We start from the raw sequence: 14771 nt of genomic DNA on the forward strand, positions 1-14771 counted from the left end.
CGCCATTCAAGTTGCCGCCGTAAGCGGCTTCATGCACCGGCAGGGGAAGACGCCTATGCCAACACTCACCATCAACGGGCGGAGTATGTCCGTGGATGCGGCGAACGACACGCCGCTCCTCTGGGCGATCCGCGAGCAATTGCAGATGACCGGCACCAAGTTCGGCTGCGGTGCCGGATTGTGCGGGGCCTGCACCGTGCACGTCAACGGCGAAGCCGTGCGCTCGTGCCAGACCATGGTCGGCGATGTCGCCGGCAAGAAGATCACCACCATCGAAGGCCTCTCCGCCAAGGGCGATCATCCCTTGCAGAAGGCGTGGGTCGCCGAGCAGGTTCCGCAATGCGGCTACTGCCAGTCGGGGCAGATCATGCAGGCGGCGTCGCTGCTGTCGAAGAATCCCAATCCGACCAAGGAAGAGGTCGTGGCGCACATGGATGGCAATCTTTGCCGCTGCATGACTTATTCGCGGATCCAGAAGGCGATCATGCGCGCCGCATCCGAGATGCGCACCGCGTCCGCCTCCGGCAACGAACGGAGGCCCACATGAACAAGCACATCAAGGACGTCATGCCCGAGACGACCGATCTCAGCCGGCGCTCCTTCCTCGTCGGCACCGCCGCGACCGGCCTCGTGCTCGGCTATGCTGGCGTGCCCGGCATCGAGTCGGCATCGGCTGCGGCTCCGGCCAATTTCGAGCCAAGCGTCTGGTATGCGATCTCCCCCGATGGTCTCGTCACCGTGACCTGCGGCAAGGCCGACATGGGCCAGCACATCGCCTCCACCATGGCGCAGATCGTGGCTGAAGAGCTGGGCGCGAAGTGGAGCGACATGCGGGTCAACCTCGCCTCCAACGATCCGAAGTTCAACGACCCCGTGCTCGGCGCGCAGATCACCGGCGGCAGCTGGTCGACCATGATGAACTTCGAGGCGATGAGCCGGGCGGGTGCGGCCGGTCGGATGGCGCTGACGGAAGGCGCCGCCGCCGCGATGGGCGTGCCGGCGGGCGAGCTCGTGGTGCGCGAGTCCATGATCTCGCATCCGAAGTCGAAGAAGCAGATGTCGTTCGCCGATGTCGTCAAGAGCGGCAAGGCGACGAAAACCTTCACGCCGGACGAGCTCAAGGCGATCAAGCTGAAGACACCGGATCAATACACCATGATCGGTGTGTCGGTGCCGCAGCTCGACATTCCCGCCAAGACCAACGGCACGGCCAAATACGGCATCGACGTGATGCTGCCGGGCATGGCCTATGGCGCGGTCGTCACGCCGCCGGTGCGTTTCGGTGCCACCGTGAAGTCGGTCGACGACTCGGCTGCGAAGAAGGTGCCGGGCTTCATCAAGGCCGTCACCCTCGACGACAAGACCGGAACGACCTCGGGCTGGGTCGTCGCTGTCGCGAGCACGTACGCCAACGCCAAGAAGGCGGCGCAAGCGCTGAAGATCGCCTATGACGGCGGTCCGAACGCAAAACTGTCGAGCCAGTCGCTGCTGGATGAGGCCAAGCGGCTTCAGGCCTTGGAGGATTCCGGGCAGTTCTTCGTCAAGGACGGCGATCCCAATGCGGCCTTCGGCTCGGCGGCGAAAGTGGTCGAGGCCGAGTACACCACCAGCATCAACATCCACGCGCCGATGGAGCCGATGAACGCCACCGCGGAGTTCAAGGGCGACATCCTGCACATCTATTCCGGCAACCAGTTCGCGACGCGCTCCGGTGCGATCGCGGCGGGTGCCGCCGGAATCGATCCGAAGTTCGTCGTGATGCACCAGATGTGGCTCGGCGGCGGCTTCGGCCGCAGGCTCGATGCCGACATGATGATCCCGGCGGTGCAGGCGGCCAAGGCGGTCGGCAAGCCGGTGAAGGTGATCTATACGCGCGAGAACGACATGACGATGGATTTCTCGCGTCCGCTCACCTACCAGAAAGTGAAAGCAGGCGTGGACGGCGACGGCAAGCTTACCGCGCTCAGCCATGACGTGGTCTCGGCTTGGCCGACCGCGCGCTGGGGAATCCCCGATTTCCTGACGCCCTCGGTCGACAAGAAGGGCCCGCTCGACAGCTTCACGGTCAACGGCGCCGACTTCTTCTACACGGTACCCAATCACTATGTGCGCGCGATCAAGAACGAGCTCGCGCACAACGCCACGCCGTCCGGCCAGCTCCGCTCGGTGGCACCGGGATGGACCTTCTGGGCGGTCGAAAGCATGATCGACGAGATCGCGGCTGCGACCGGCAAGGACCCGGCCCAGTTCCGCATCTCGCTGCTCGACGGCGCCGGCAAGAACGACGGCGGCGCGCAGCGGCTGCGCAACACGCTGCTCGCCGCGATGGGCCTGGCCGGCTACGGCAGCCGCAAGCTGCCGAAGGGCGAGGGCATGGGCGTCGCCTGCGTGTCGTCGCAGGAGCGCGCAAGCGCGAGCTGGACGGCCTGCGTCGCCCATGTCGCAGTGGCTCCCTCGGGCGAGGTGACCGTGAAGAAGCTCACGGTCGCAACCGACGTCGGCACCCAGGTGCACCCCGACAACATCCGTGCCCAGGTCGAGGGCGCGGCGCTGTGGGGCCTATCGCTGGCGATGTACGAGAAGGCGACGCTGAAGGACGGTGGCATCGAGCAGGCCAATTTCGACAGCTATACGCCCTTGCGCATGAGCCAGGTGCCGGAGGTCGCGGTTGCCGTGATCGCCAATGGCGAGAAGGCCACCGGGGTCGGCGAGCCCGCGGTGACGGTGGTCGCGCCCGCCATCGGCAACGCCATCTTCAACGCAAGCGGCGCCCGGGTGCGGGCGCTGCCGATCACGGCGGAAGCGGTGAAGGCGAGCATGAAGGCGTAGCGCGACGCGATTGCGGAAAGCGGAGATCCGCCGGAGGGCAACCTCCGGCGGATCTGTTTTTCCGCGGCGTCCTCGGTTCCGGAACGCACTGTGCCGGCATACTGGGTCGCCCGGTCCCGGTTCGGCAAGGCCACGCCGCGGCTTAAACGGCTGCTAGGCGCGCCGAAGCCTTAGCGAAGGCGGCAAGCCGGGCGACGACAGCGGAGGGTGAGGCAAAGGCGTTCGAAATTCCCTTTTGCTATCAATGCCGTTCTACTGTGCATGGGGTTGTTTTCTCAAATTTTGCATGTCGGCCTCCCGGAGCCGAAATCCGTAAAATTGCGCACAATTCCAGAAGGTTCCATTGAGCACGCCTCTTAAGGGCCGGAGAACCTGATCCGGCTTAGGCTGACGCCAAATCCAGTCCCATGCTTGGGGAAGTCATGAACGCGCCAGCCAAAACCGCCGCCAAACGCCGGCTTCTGCTCGCCTCCGACCGGAGCGATGCGAGCACCGAGCTCGCCAGCATCCTGAAGGCGGTCGGCGACGTCTCGACGGTGACGACGCAAGAGATTCCCGAGCAGCCCTCGCGCGATCTCTCCGGCCTCGTGGTCGACATCAACCTGCGCTCGCCCGAAAGCGTGCAGCGCGTGCGCAACAAGCTGCGCGGCGATGCCTATCGCGCGATGCCGCGGCTGTTCGTGCTCGCCGATGCCCTGCATCACGGCACCATGCAGGCCTGGGCGCTGGGCGCCACCGACACCATCTCGCGGCCGCTCCAGGCCGACGCCATCCTCCAGCGCATCCGCGCCGCCTTCCCCGACACCGCCGCCTATGACGCGACTGATCGCGGCAAGACGCTCAACCGCGGCGTCGAGGCCGCGCATGCGGTGCTGGCGAAGATGTTCGAGAAGCTGCCGCTCGGCGTGCCCCTGACCTTCGACGACGTCATCGCCGCCGAGAGCAAGATCCTGAAGGCGATCAAGCACTCCTCGCTGCGCGAATGGCTCACCACGGTGGGCTGCCACCATGTCGGCAGCTACCGGCACTGCCTGTTCGTCACCGGCTTCGCCGTCTCCTTCGCGCAGCATCTCGGCATGCGCGAGGACGACCAGCGCCGGCTGACCCGCGCCGCGCTGCTGCACGATGTCGGCAAGGCTTTCGTTCCCTCCGCGCTGCTCGACAAGCCCGGCAAGCTCACCGACGAGGAGATGGCCGAGGTCCGCGAACATCCGCGCCGCGGCTATGACGCACTCGCAGCCCAAGGCAGCTTCCCGCCGGAGATGCTCGACGTGATCCTGCATCACCACGAATTCCTCGACGGCTCGGGCTATCCGAACGGCCTGTCGTCGAACCAGATCAGCGACATCGTGCGTCTGACGACCATCGTCGACATCTACGCCGCCCTGGTCGAGAAGCGCGCCTATCGCATGCCCTTCACCCACTCGCGCGCCTTCACGATGATGGAGGGCATGGGCGGCAAGCTGGACCAGCAGCTGCTGCAGGCGTTCCGCCCGGTGGCGCTGGGGTCGTTCTAGGCGAGACGCCGCAGGGTGGGTTCGCGTCGCGTCACCCACCACCTCTGCTTCCGCGGATACCAAAGAGGTGGGCTAGCCTTCGGCTCACCCACCCTACAATCGTCATCCCACCATCTTCCTGAGCTCTGCCTTCGCCACCTTCTCCAGCGTCGAGCGCGGCATGTCGTCGACGAGCTTGATCTCGCGCGGCACCTTGAAGTCGGCAAGGCCGTTGCGACAGGCGGCCATCACGCGCTCGTGCAGATCTGGCGCGGCGCCGGCGACGCCACCATGCGGGATGATGAAGACGACAGGCACCTCGTCCAGCATCGGATGTTTCTTCGCCACCACGGCCGCCTCGCGCACGCCCGCAACCACCGCGATCACCTGCTCGATCTCGGAGGCCGCGACGTTTTCGCCGCCGACTTTCAGCATGTCCTTGGCGCGGTCGCCGAACTTGATGAAGCCGTTCGCGAGCCGCTCGACGCGGTCGCCGGTGAGGAAGAAGCCGTGCGCGTCGAAACTCTCGCGGGTCGCTGTTTCGTTGTGCAGATATTCGGCGAACAGCGACAGGCCGGGGATGCCCTTGATCGCGAGATTGCCGGTGTCGCCGATTTCGGTCGGCCGTCCCTCATCGTCGGTGATGCGGATTTGGTACTCCGGCGCGGCCCGCCCGATCGACATGGGTATGTTGGGCTGGTCGACCTCGCCGACGATGCCGTGGGTGATGGTCTCGGTCATGCCCCACCAGCCGATCATCTTGATCCCGAAGGCCGCGAAGGCCGGCGGTTCGTTGATGGCGGTGCCCCACAGGCGGAAGCGGTGGTCTTTCGGGATCTCCTGCTCGAGCAGCGCCTTCATGCAGAACGGAATCGTCGAGGTCCAGGTCGCGCCGTGCTCGCGCGCGACGCCCCAGAACCGGCTGGCCGAGAAGCGCGGCTGGATCACGCAGGAGCCGCCGACCCACAGCGTCGCCAGCATAGAGTAGGCGAGGGCATTGGTATGGAACAGCGGCAGATAGGTCTGGTGCACGTCGCTCGCATGGAGGTCCTCGTGCGCGGCGTTGATCTTGGCGCCCCACAGCGCGTTGGCGTGGGTCCACAACACGGCCTTCGGCCGCGAGGTCGTGCCCGAGGTGTATTGCACGCTGCATGGCGCCAGTGGGTCGGCCGCGCGCCTGGGGCGGTCGGCACTGTCGGCGAACAGGGACTCGAAACTGTCGCCGCGTGAGCCGCCGTGCGCGGGCGCTGCGCCGGCATCATGCGAGGTCACCGCCATCCAGCGGATGTTGCGGCAGTTCTGCGCGACGATCTCCGCATAGGCCGGCTGCGTGATCGCGGCGACCGCCCCGCAATGATCGGCAAAATACGCGATCTCGGCAGGTGCCGAACGGGTGTTGGTGGTGACCGCAATGGCACCACACTCGACGCAGGCAAACCAGGCCAGCAACGCCTCGATGCAGTTGTCGAGATGAATGAGCACGTATTCTCCCGGCTTGACGCCCCGCCGTGCCAGCCCCGCCGCGAGCGCGCCGACCCGCTCGTGAAACTCGCCATAGCTCCAGCGCCGCGCCGGCGCATCGAACGGCGCCCAGATCAGGAATGGATGATCACGCCGCACTTCGGCGCGCATCCTCAAGAGCCAGGGTACATCGAGTCCATCGAATGGGCTGACGATCCCGGCTGCGGTCTGTTGAAATGACATGGCTCCTCCCCGTGCAGCCTGCATCTTGCTGGCGGCTGTCTTTTGATGATTGCGTCTTCCTGCCACCGCATGACGCCGGGCGCAAATCGGGGAATGTTGGCGTGCAGCAGGAAGTACTCTTTCCTCCGTCATGGCCGGGCTTGACCCGGCCATCCACGTCGTGCCGCGCGAAGAGCGTGGATGCCCGGGGCACGCCCGGGCATGACGGCGGAGCGTAGCGGCAGGTTGAGCTAATCCTCGTACGACGAAATCTCGATCAGGCTGCCATCGGGATCCCGGCAATAGACCGAGCGCAGCGTGCCGCGCGCGCCCTGCTTGGGAACCGGGCCTTCCTCGATCGCGACGCCGTGTGCCTGCAAATGCGCCACCACCTCGCTCGGCGAAGCCGAGGTGAGGAAGCAGAGGTCCTCGCTGCCTGCGGTCTGGTGGTCCGCGGTGAACCACTCTGCCGTGTCGGCATCGCGCGGCCGGACGTTGATCTTCTGGTTACCAAAGTGAAGCGAAGTCCGCGGCGCTTTGCCGCCGCCGGGGTCGAATACCTTGACTTCCATGCCGAGAATTCTGCCGTACCAATCGGCGGTGGCCGCGACGTCGGAGACATTGATCACGAGATGATCGAGAGCTTCGACCTTGACCACCATGCCTTATCCTTTCGTCGTGATGCGCCCCGCGCACTTTCCGCCTGCGGCAAGCTTTGTTACAACCGCGCCGACGCCACTTTCAAGACATTCGGCTTTCAAGAACAACACTGGGAGAACCCTTGAGATGATCACTCGCCGTACCGCGCTGGGCCTGCTCGCCGCCAGTCCGCTTGCAGCCACCCCGCTGTCGAAGGCGCTTGCCGCCGATTATCCGGCCCGCCCGGTGAAATGGGTGGTCGGCTATCCGCCGGGTGGCGCCACCGACATCCTGGCGCGGCTGATAGGCCAGCGGCTCTCGGAAAAGCTCGGCCAGCAGTTCGTGATCGAGAACAAGCCGGGTGCCGGCAACAACATCGGCACCGAATCGGTGATCAATGCCGAGCCTGACGGCTACACGCTGCAGCTGGTCAATCCGGCCAACTACATCAACGCCTCGCTCTACAAGAATCTCAAGTTCAACTTCGTCAACGACATCGCGCCGGTGGCCTCGTTCCAGCGCGTGCCGAACGTGATGACCGTCAACAAGGACGTGCCGGCCAAGAATGTCGCCGAGTTCATCGAATACGTGAAGGCCAATCCCGGCAAGGTCAACATGGCCTCGTCCGGCAACGGCACTTCGGTGCATCTGTCCGGCGAGATGTTCATGGCCCTGACCGGCTGCAAGATGCAGCACGTGCCCTATCGCGGCGCGGCGCCCGCGATCACCGACATGCTCGGCGGCCAGGTGCAGGTGATCTTCGACAACATGCCCTCGATCATCCAGCACATCCGCTCGGGCTCGCTTCGCGCCATCGGCGTCACCACCACGGAACGTTCACCGCAATTGCCCGACGTGCAGCCGATCGCCGACACCGTCAAGGGCTACGAGGCCAGCGCGCTGTTCGGCATGGGTGCGCCGAAGAACACGCCGAAGGAGATCATCGCCAAGCTCAATACCGAGATCAACGCGCTGATGAAGGAGCCCGACATGACCAAGCGTCTGGTCGAGCTCGGCGGCGAGCCGCGGGTGCAGACGCCCGAGGCGTTCGGCGAGGAGATCAAGGCCGAGACCGAGAAGTGGAAGAAGGTCGTCGAGTTCGCCGGCCTGAAGGTCGAGTAGCGATCTTGTGATCGCAGCATAGGAGCCCTGCCGTCCGGCAGGGCTTTTTCTTGCGTGCTTTGTTTCGCTGATCTGGAATAAAACCGCCCCGCGAAACCTGATGATAGATGGCGCCGTATCTCGGGCCGGCAGGAGAGGAGTTGGATCATGCGCAAGACGCAATTGGTGCTGCTGACGTTCGGTGCGGCGGTCCTGGCCGGCTTCGCCACCGCCACGCCCGCAGCGGCGCGGGACTACCCATGGTGCGCCCAGGGCGGGGGATATGATTATCCCGGCGAGTGCAGCTACGACACCTATGAACAATGCCAGGCCAGCGTGTCCGGCCGGCTGCTGTATTGCGATCGCAATCCGCGATTCGCCTACGGTCAGGGGCAGCTGGCGCAACCGCGGCCGCAGCGGCGTGTCCGGCCGGTCGCGCCGTATTGAGTGAGAGCTCGCCGACAGTAGTCCGGTCTGCGCGTGGCTGAACCCCGGTTACGCGCGATGGTTTGCGTGGTTACCGCTTTGCGTCCGCCTGCTCTGCTGTGTTGCACGAGATCAGCATCGTGTAGGCGCGGGCATTGGTGGCGATGTCGGTGGTCTTCAGCTCGCCCTTGGGCTCCGCCGTCTGGTAGGGCACCACGGAATTGTCGAGGAAATCGCGCAGCGCGCCGGTCTTGATGGCGAAGTTGATATTCTCGGGAATATTGCCGGTTGCGACCGCAATCCGCAGATTGTCGAGCTTTCCGGCGACCACCCCGACGATCTGCCCGGTGGTGTCGAACAGCGGGCCTCCGCTGTTGCCGGGCTGCACCGGCGCACTGATCTGCAGGAAACGCGAATCGTTGCGCATGCCACTGAGCGAGCTCACGATACCGGTCGTCACGGTGAAGTCCGAACTCAGCAGGCCGCGGTAGGGAAAGCCGATCGCGACGACCGAATCGCCAGAACGTATCGAGCGGTCGCGGATGCGGGCCACCTCCTTGAACGTTGCAGTCGATGGCGCCTGCAGAAGAGCGAGGTCGTTGGTTGCATCGCTCGATACGACGCGCAGCGCCATTGTGGCCTCGCCCGTGAGATTGCCCTTGATGTCGCTGCAGCCCTCGATCACATGGTTGTTGGTGACGATGTGCCCGGTCGCACTGACCACGAAGCCCGTGCCGCTCTTGGGTTTGACGGGTTTGCTGGCCGGCGGGGACGCCTGCTTCTCCGCCGTGGCTGCCGGCTTCGCCGCAACCTTGGTGAAGTCGCCGGCCTTGTCGAGCCCACCGGCTTTCACTTTGGTCACGCAATTGGACAATCCCGCGATCACCGCTCCGGCAGAGGCCAGGTCGAAATTGAGCACCGTGCGGCCGCTTGTCGCGACCATCAGGTTTGCCTTCTGGAACGTGCGCACCACGTTGGTAGGCATGACCGCCGTTAGCATGTTCGGCTGATTGGCCGTAGCGAACAGCCGAGCCTGCTCTTGTCCGTCGAAGATGACGTCGATTGCGGCGTTCTCTCCTTGCTTGAAGCGATAGCTCGGACTCGCAAACGCCAGAGACCAAGTGCCCACCGCGTTGTAGCCGACGACCAGAATGACGCCGTTCAGGTACGGTGCCGTCGCGGCGCAGTGGGAAAACGCGCCAGTCTCGTCATTGCTGAAGGCGCCGCCGATCCAGTTGCCGACGTTGACGCTGCCGAACGGCCCCGCGGCAGTCGCGGCTCCGGCGATACCAAGCTGCAAAAAACACGCGACGATGAAAGACCTAAGCCACATACCAGCCCCCGGGACGCTTTTGGCGCCGCATCTTATCTGCGGAACCGGGAGCCGTGCAACCGGCAGTTGTCTGCCGCGGCGGGTCGTCTCGAAACGACTTCGGGCTTGTTTTTACTTTGCGAGGCCGTATACTTTGCAATACAAAGTAAGGGAGCGGTGCTCCCCGGTTGTACGGCAGGAGCGAGGTTTTGGCGTTGCCAATGCGCGATCTCGACAAGGCACTGGCCGACATCGTGGCGATCCGCAGCCAGATAGCGGCCGGTACGGCGTTCCGCGGTTACGGCCCAGCGACAATGGCCGCAACCGGCGCCGTCGCGTTGCTCACCGCGATCCTGCAATTCTGGCTGCTGGGCGATCCCACCGGCGAGCCGCTCGGCTTCTTCGTCGGCTGGTTCATCGCCGCTGCGCTCTCCGTCCTGATGATCGGGGTCGAGATGCGCGCGCGTTCGCGCCGCCATCATTCGGGTCTGGCCGACGCCATGATCCACCAGGCGGTCGAGCAATTCCTGCCGGCAGGCGTTGCCGGTGTGCTGCTTGCGGTGGTGTTGTGGAAGTTCGCGGGCGAGACGCTGTGGCTGCTCCCCGGCCTGTGGCAGATCCTGGTGTCGCTCGGCATTTTCGCCTCCGTCCGCTCGCTGCAGCGTACTGTCGCGCTCGCCGGCGCCTGGTATTTTGTGTCCGGCTTTGCCGTGGTGGTGCTGGCGAGCCAGACCCATACGTTGTCGCCATGGACCATGGGCCTGCCCTTCGTGATCGGGCAGTCGGTGATGGCGGGCATTCTCTATGTCGCATCGGGAGACCATGATGTCGAAGATTGACAGCGCGCCCTTCTCCTATGAAGGGCTCGACCGTGTGATCCACGAGAAGGCGAGGCTCGGGCTTCTGACCTCGCTGATGGCGCATCCCAAGGGGCTGGCGTTTGCCGACCTCAAGCAGCTCTGCGGTCTCACCGACGGCAATCTCAGCCGGCATCTCGGCGTGCTGCAGGAAGCCGGCCTCGTCGAAGTGACCAAGGGTTACGAGGGCAACCGCCCGCACACCACCTGCCGACTCACCAAGACCGGGCGCCGCCGCTTCCTCGACTATCTCGCCGTGCTCGAGCGCCTGGTGCGCGACGCCGCCAAGGCCGCCGGCCGCGAGGCGCCGCCGCTCGGCCGGCTCGGTATCGTCTCGACCTGATCCCTCCCTTTTTTGACCGGAGACTTTGCGATGCAAAGTGATGCGTCCCGCAATGACAAGCTTCATGTCGGCATCATCATGGACGGCAACGGACGATGGGCGACGCGGCGCGGCCTGTCGCGCGCGCGCGGCCACGAGGCCGGCGTCGAGGCGATCCGCCGCATCGTCGAGGCCGCGCCAAAACAGGGCATCGGCACGCTGACGCTCTACGCCTTCTCCACCGACAATTGGCGGAGGCCGAAGGCCGAGGTCGCGGCGCTGATGACCTTGCTGCGCTTCTATCTCGCCAACGAGGTGCAGAGCCTGGTCAAGAACGGGGTACGCCTCACCGTGATCGGCCGCCGCGACCGGTTGCCTGACGGCATCGCCAATGCGATCACGCGCGCCGAAGACGCCACCGCTGAAGGCACCACGCTGCATTTGCGCATCGCCGTCGACTATTCCGCCCGGGATGCCATCCTCAATGCCGCGGCGAAAGCCGCCGCACTGACGAGCCTCACCCGCGAAGCGTTCTCGCAGCTCGTCACCGGCGAAGCAGGCCTGCGCGACGTCGATCTCATCATCCGCACCTCGGGCGAGAAGCGGCTGTCGGACTTCCTGCTCTGGGAGGGCGCATATGCCGAGCTACACTTCACCGAACGGATGTGGCCCGAATTCGACGCCGGCGATCTCGCCGCTGCCCTGGCGTCATTCCGCAGCCGCGAGCGTCGCTTCGGCGGACTTCAGGCGATCGTGCCCGAGGAGGTGCCGTCACTCTCCGGTGTGTGAGGCGCGGCACATGAAAACGAGCGGTTCGTTTTCAGCCGCATGATTGGCAGCTCCGTCCAAGCGGACGGTGCGCGGCCTCGGCTAGGTCTGCAAGTCCCAGCAACCTGCCGAAAGCATCACGCATGTCACAGCTGTTTCCCGGAGCCGTCGTCAAGCCGGTCGAATTGGCCGAAGCGAAGGGCATGGTCTGCATCAGGACCGCGGGCGAATCCGATGTCGAGAGCCTCTCGGTCTATTTCACCGGCCTTTCCACGACATCGCGCAACAGGCGCTTCAACGGCGCACGAACCGATCTCTCCGTGGTCGCGGCCGAGAGCGTCGCCAAGTCCGGCCGGCTCGACCACTTCACCTTGCTCGTCGAACTCAGACAGGAGGGCCGGGGCCGGATCATCGGCGAAGCGCGATACGCCTATGACGACGCCGTCCGACACGGCGAATTCGCCATCTCGGTCGCCGATGCCTTTCAGCGCATGGGCCTTGGCCTTCGGATGATGACGGCGATGGAAACGCGTGCGATCGATCTCGGTCACGAGATGATCGCCGCCGAGACCGCCCGGACCAATGCCGAGATGCGCGGCCTGGCGGAGAAGGCAGGCTTCAGGGATACCGGACTGGGAGACTGGCAGTCGGTCCACCTCGCGAAGCGCTTGTCGCGTCAGCCGGGCTTGCTGTAAATTTGAGCAAGCCCGCGGCGTGGATCGTGCTCTACTGCCGCCCGTGGCGGGAGACTTCGCAGGATGCGCGCAGTTCTGAACTATTGCACGGGCGGGATCGAACGGCAGGTCAAGGCCGGGGCGGTCGTCGTCACCGAGGGCGGTACCACCGGCCATCTCTACGTGCTGATGCAGGGCAAGCTTGAAGTGCTCAAGGGCGAGATGGTGGTCGCCACCGTTACCGAGCCGGGCGCGGTGCTGGGTGAGATGTCCGTGCTGCTGGATCAGCCGCATACGGCGACGGTGCGGGCCTGCACCGACGCCGTCATCTACGAATTTGAAGATGCCGCCTCGTTCCTCAAGCAGGAGCCGGGCGTCGCGTTGCTCATCGCACAAATGCTGGCGCAGCGGCTCAACGTCGCCAACACTTATCTCGCGGATCTCAAGCGGCAATATGCCGGGCACGGCACACACCTGGCCATGGTCGGCGAGGTGCTCCAGAGCATGATCAACCTGCCGCCTGTTGAGGTTTCGCCAGGCTCGGATCTGCAATCCGATCCAAGGATGTGAGCCATTCCGGCGGCGCATCGATGGGCGCGGCGGGCCGCCTTAACGGCGCGGCAAGGTCGATCCACTGCGCCTCGCCGGCCGCAAGCCAGAACGCCTTGTTCGCATCGAGGTCAAGCACGATGTAGGTCGGGGGTCGGCCGGGTTGCAAGCCCGCGTTGAAGACCCAGCTCTCGCCCAGCCGGTCGAACCACGAGCCATCCTTGATGAAGGGCGACTGGTGCACGTGGCCTGAAATCACGATCGACGGCTGGTACTGCGTGATCCATTGCACCAGCTCGACGTCGCCGAAGAAGCGCTTGCCGCCCCAGCTCGTCGGCGAATTCGCCGGTGGCGCGTGATGGGCCCAGATCCAGCGTCGCAGCCGGCCGGAAGCCGCGTCGCCGAGCTGCGCCATGAGGCGTTGCTTGACCAGCGGCCCGTCCCACCACGGGCACACCGTGAACAAGGTGTCGCCGATGGTGAGGCTGTCGCCATCGCAGGCAATGCCGATGTCGCGCACCTCCGAAATCCAGCGTGCGATCTTCTCACCCTCTGCGTTGCGGTCGTCGAGGTCGTGATTGCCGGAGCAGAGGATCACGCGGGTCTTCGCTGCGATCAGCGCGAGGTATTTCTTCACCACCACGATCTGGGCCCGGAAATCCACCATCGAGCCGATGTCGAGCGCGTCGCCGGCGAAGATCACGAGGTCGAATTGCGGAGCCGCGCTGACGAGCCAGTCGAGCTGCGGCAGCGAATAATGCAGGTCGGCAACGACCAGGCAACGCATCGAGAATCCGTTCGCGAAACTGAAAATGTCTGGGAATTTCAAAAGGCGTAAAGCAAGAAGCGGACCAGCAAGGCTGCCCCTTCGCTTCAATTTGAAGGACAGCAAGCATGCTGCGGTCTGCGGGACATTGCAAGCCGCGGCATCTCGCGGGGCTGGACCCGTGGCGCGAATTCTGATGTCGTGGCGTGCCCTCAACCGCTCGTGTCCGCATGACCTCCTTCAAGACCATCCGTGCCCGCGCCGAGAAGCGCAAGGGCGGATCCAAAGCGCTGGAAAAGTTGATGCCGGCAAAGCCGGACCTCAAGCGGCTGGCCAAGCTCGGCGACGACCGCGTCCTCGCCGAAATGACCAAGCGGGTATTTTGCGCCGGCTTTGCCTGGAGCGTGATCGAGACGAAATGGGACGGCTTCGAGGACGCCTTCCTGCATTTCCAGCCGGCCAAACTCACCTTTCAGCCCGAGGATTATTGGGAAGGCCTGCTGCGCGATGCGCGCATCGTGCGCAACGGTGCCAAGATCATGTCGGTGCGCGACAACGCCGCCTTCGTGCAGGCGATCGCGAAGGAGCATGGCAGCTTTGGCAAGTTTTTGGCGAAGTGGCCCTCGTCCGACGAGATCGGCCTGCTCGATCTCATGACCAGGCGGGGCAGCCGGCTCGGCGGCAATACCGGGCAGATGCTGCTGCGCTTCCTCGACTGGGACGGCTTTGTAACGTCCGGGGACGTGGTAGCCTGCCTGCGCGATGCCGGTCTCGACATTGCCGAACAGGTCAAGTCGAAGCGCGACCTCGCCAAGGTGCAGGCGCAGTTCAACACCTGGGCCGAAGAAACCGGCTTGCCCTACACCTATCTGTCACGAATCTGCGCGCTCTCGGTGGGCGAGAACCGCAGCGAGTAACCCCTCACAACGACCTGGAGAACAGCAATGGCAAAAGCCTATTGGGTTGCAACCTATCGTGCGATCAAGAATCCCGATGCGATGGCGGCCTATGCCGGCGTGTCGCGCCAGGCCATCGAAGCGGCGGGTGGCCGCGTGATCGCGCGCGGGATGCCGGCGGCCGTTTTCGAGCTCGGCCAGATGGAGCGCGTCGTTCTCATCGAGTTCGACAGCGTCGCGAGCGCCAAGGCCGCGTATGAGAGCCCGGCCTACAAGGCTGCTCACGACTTGCTCGGAGATGGTGCGGATCGCGATATCCGGATCGTTGAAGCGGTCGATTAGTCCACAGCGGGCAGATCGTGTGCAGCATGTGGCAATCTCGTGCCGAGATCGCGGCGGATGCAATGCGTGATCACGAAATAAATTTTGCCGGAACATTCGTAGGCTGCACCT

General features: G+C 64.7%; 16 protein-coding genes. 12 read left to right on the forward strand and 4 right to left on the reverse strand.

What is annotated here, in order from left to right; genetic code table 11:
* Window positions 1-55: 55 nt before the first annotated feature.
* The 3 genes from JQ580_RS10620 to JQ580_RS10630 all read left to right on the forward strand — a co-directional run bounded on the left by JQ580_RS10620 (window position 56) and on the right by JQ580_RS10630 (window position 4346).
* A complete protein-coding gene (locus tag JQ580_RS10620; protein WP_028139556.1) occupies window positions 56-547 on the forward strand; it encodes a (2Fe-2S)-binding protein in 492 nt (163 codons plus the stop codon).
* Window positions 544-2829 (forward strand): xanthine dehydrogenase family protein molybdopterin-binding subunit, encoded by a 2286-nt coding sequence (locus JQ580_RS10625; protein ID WP_212279997.1) that lies wholly within the window; start codon window positions 544-546, stop codon window positions 2827-2829. The genes JQ580_RS10620 and JQ580_RS10625 overlap by 4 nt, the downstream gene beginning before the upstream one ends.
* Before the next feature lie 422 nt (window positions 2830-3251).
* Entirely contained in the window at window positions 3252-4346 is a 1095-nt protein-coding gene (locus JQ580_RS10630; protein ID WP_212279998.1) for an HD-GYP domain-containing protein, read from the forward strand.
* 102 nt (window positions 4347-4448) lie between these two features.
* On the opposite strand, the gene JQ580_RS10635 is transcribed toward JQ580_RS10630, so the two are convergent.
* Window positions 4449-6029: an AMP-binding protein gene (locus tag JQ580_RS10635; RefSeq protein ID WP_212279999.1), complete on the reverse strand. Its 1581-nt coding sequence runs from the start codon at window positions 6027-6029 to the stop codon at window positions 4449-4451.
* Window positions 6030-6259: 230 nt separating this feature from the next.
* Window positions 6260-6670: a VOC family protein gene (locus JQ580_RS10640; protein WP_212280000.1), complete on the reverse strand. Its 411-nt coding sequence runs from the start codon at window positions 6668-6670 to the stop codon at window positions 6260-6262.
* A gap of 124 nt (window positions 6671-6794) precedes the next feature.
* Here JQ580_RS10640 and JQ580_RS10645 point away from each other — a divergent pair, with 124 nt between their 5' ends.
* Both JQ580_RS10645 and JQ580_RS10650 read left to right on the forward strand, forming a co-directional pair.
* Window positions 6795-7769, forward strand: coding sequence for a Bug family tripartite tricarboxylate transporter substrate binding protein (locus JQ580_RS10645; protein ID WP_212280001.1), 975 nt, complete (start codon window positions 6795-6797; stop codon window positions 7767-7769).
* Between the two features lie 147 nt (window positions 7770-7916).
* The gene (locus JQ580_RS10650) at window positions 7917-8195 is read left to right on the forward strand and encodes a DUF3551 domain-containing protein (protein WP_212280002.1); all 279 of its coding nucleotides are present in this window, start codon (window positions 7917-7919) and stop codon (window positions 8193-8195) included.
* A gap of 70 nt (window positions 8196-8265) precedes the next feature.
* Here JQ580_RS10650 and JQ580_RS10655 read toward each other — a convergent pair whose 3' ends face one another.
* Window positions 8266-9507 carry a S1C family serine protease gene (locus JQ580_RS10655; RefSeq protein ID WP_212280003.1) on the reverse strand — a complete coding sequence of 414 codons (1242 nt, stop codon included), beginning with the start codon at window positions 9505-9507 and terminating at the stop codon, window positions 8266-8268.
* A 200-nt stretch (window positions 9508-9707) separates the two neighbouring features.
* Here JQ580_RS10655 and JQ580_RS10660 point away from each other — a divergent pair, with 200 nt between their 5' ends.
* The 5 genes from JQ580_RS10660 to JQ580_RS10680 all read left to right on the forward strand — a co-directional run bounded on the left by JQ580_RS10660 (window position 9708) and on the right by JQ580_RS10680 (window position 12677).
* A complete protein-coding gene (locus tag JQ580_RS10660; RefSeq protein ID WP_212280004.1) occupies window positions 9708-10325 on the forward strand; it encodes a hypothetical protein in 618 nt (205 codons plus the stop codon).
* Window positions 10312-10686, forward strand: a complete 375-nt coding sequence (locus JQ580_RS10665; RefSeq protein WP_162308818.1) for a winged helix-turn-helix domain-containing protein — start codon at window positions 10312-10314, stop codon at window positions 10684-10686. The genes JQ580_RS10660 and JQ580_RS10665 overlap by 14 nt, the downstream gene beginning before the upstream one ends.
* Window positions 10687-10716: 30 nt before the next feature.
* Window positions 10717-11454, forward strand: a complete 738-nt coding sequence (locus tag JQ580_RS10670) for a di-trans,poly-cis-decaprenylcistransferase (RefSeq protein WP_212280005.1) — start codon at window positions 10717-10719, stop codon at window positions 11452-11454.
* A 122-nt stretch (window positions 11455-11576) separates the two neighbouring features.
* Window positions 11577-12128: a GNAT family N-acetyltransferase gene (locus JQ580_RS10675; protein ID WP_212280006.1), complete on the forward strand. Its 552-nt coding sequence runs from the start codon at window positions 11577-11579 to the stop codon at window positions 12126-12128.
* Between the two features lie 63 nt (window positions 12129-12191).
* Window positions 12192-12677, forward strand: a complete 486-nt coding sequence (locus JQ580_RS10680; protein ID WP_212280007.1) for a Crp/Fnr family transcriptional regulator — start codon at window positions 12192-12194, stop codon at window positions 12675-12677.
* Here JQ580_RS10680 and JQ580_RS10685 read toward each other — a convergent pair.
* Window positions 12616-13443, reverse strand: coding sequence for a metallophosphoesterase family protein (locus JQ580_RS10685; protein ID WP_212280008.1), 828 nt, complete (start codon window positions 13441-13443; stop codon window positions 12616-12618). The genes JQ580_RS10680 and JQ580_RS10685 overlap by 62 nt on opposite strands.
* A 209-nt stretch (window positions 13444-13652) precedes the next feature.
* Here JQ580_RS10685 and JQ580_RS10690 point away from each other — a divergent pair, with 209 nt between their 5' ends.
* Both JQ580_RS10690 and JQ580_RS10695 read left to right on the forward strand, forming a co-directional pair.
* Window positions 13653-14339, forward strand: coding sequence for a DNA-3-methyladenine glycosylase I (locus JQ580_RS10690; RefSeq protein ID WP_212280009.1), 687 nt, complete (start codon window positions 13653-13655; stop codon window positions 14337-14339).
* Between the two features lie 27 nt (window positions 14340-14366).
* Window positions 14367-14660: a DUF1330 domain-containing protein gene (locus JQ580_RS10695; protein ID WP_106947472.1), complete on the forward strand. Its 294-nt coding sequence runs from the start codon at window positions 14367-14369 to the stop codon at window positions 14658-14660.
* Window positions 14661-14771 lie beyond the last annotated feature (111 nt).

The organism is Bradyrhizobium sp. SZCCT0148 (assembly GCF_018129985.1).
Taxonomy (GTDB): domain Bacteria; phylum Pseudomonadota; class Alphaproteobacteria; order Rhizobiales; family Xanthobacteraceae; genus Bradyrhizobium; species Bradyrhizobium japonicum_H.

Bases quoted from the DNA above. Each gene is read 5' to 3' on its own strand.
- JQ580_RS10650 (WP_212280002.1), top strand. From the start codon at position 7,917: ATGCGCAAGACGCAATTGGTGCTGCTGACGTTCGGTGCGGCGGTCCTG.
- JQ580_RS10665 (WP_162308818.1), top strand. From the start codon at position 10,312: ATGTCGAAGATTGACAGCGCGCCCTTCTCCTATGAAGGGCTCGACCGT.
- JQ580_RS10655 (WP_212280003.1), bottom strand. From the start codon at position 9,507: ATGTGGCTTAGGTCTTTCATCGTCGCGTGTTTTTTGCAGCTTGGTATC.
- JQ580_RS10645 (WP_212280001.1), top strand. From the start codon at position 6,795: ATGATCACTCGCCGTACCGCGCTGGGCCTGCTCGCCGCCAGTCCGCTT.
- JQ580_RS10630 (WP_212279998.1), top strand. From the start codon at position 3,252: ATGAACGCGCCAGCCAAAACCGCCGCCAAACGCCGGCTTCTGCTCGCC.
- JQ580_RS10625 (WP_212279997.1), top strand. From the start codon at position 544: ATGAACAAGCACATCAAGGACGTCATGCCCGAGACGACCGATCTCAGC.
- JQ580_RS10635 (WP_212279999.1), bottom strand. From the start codon at position 6,029: ATGTCATTTCAACAGACCGCAGCCGGGATCGTCAGCCCATTCGATGGA.
- JQ580_RS10670 (WP_212280005.1), top strand. From the start codon at position 10,717: ATGCAAAGTGATGCGTCCCGCAATGACAAGCTTCATGTCGGCATCATC.
- JQ580_RS10675 (WP_212280006.1), top strand. From the start codon at position 11,577: ATGTCACAGCTGTTTCCCGGAGCCGTCGTCAAGCCGGTCGAATTGGCC.
- JQ580_RS10680 (WP_212280007.1), top strand. From the start codon at position 12,192: ATGCGCGCAGTTCTGAACTATTGCACGGGCGGGATCGAACGGCAGGTC.
- JQ580_RS10685 (WP_212280008.1), bottom strand. From the start codon at position 13,443: ATGCGTTGCCTGGTCGTTGCCGACCTGCATTATTCGCTGCCGCAGCTC.
- JQ580_RS10620 (WP_028139556.1), top strand. From the start codon at position 56: ATGCCAACACTCACCATCAACGGGCGGAGTATGTCCGTGGATGCGGCG.
- JQ580_RS10640 (WP_212280000.1), bottom strand. From the start codon at position 6,670: ATGGTGGTCAAGGTCGAAGCTCTCGATCATCTCGTGATCAATGTCTCC.
- JQ580_RS10695 (WP_106947472.1), top strand. From the start codon at position 14,367: ATGGCAAAAGCCTATTGGGTTGCAACCTATCGTGCGATCAAGAATCCC.
- JQ580_RS10660 (WP_212280004.1), top strand. From the start codon at position 9,708: ATGCGCGATCTCGACAAGGCACTGGCCGACATCGTGGCGATCCGCAGC.
- JQ580_RS10690 (WP_212280009.1), top strand. From the start codon at position 13,653: ATGACCTCCTTCAAGACCATCCGTGCCCGCGCCGAGAAGCGCAAGGGC.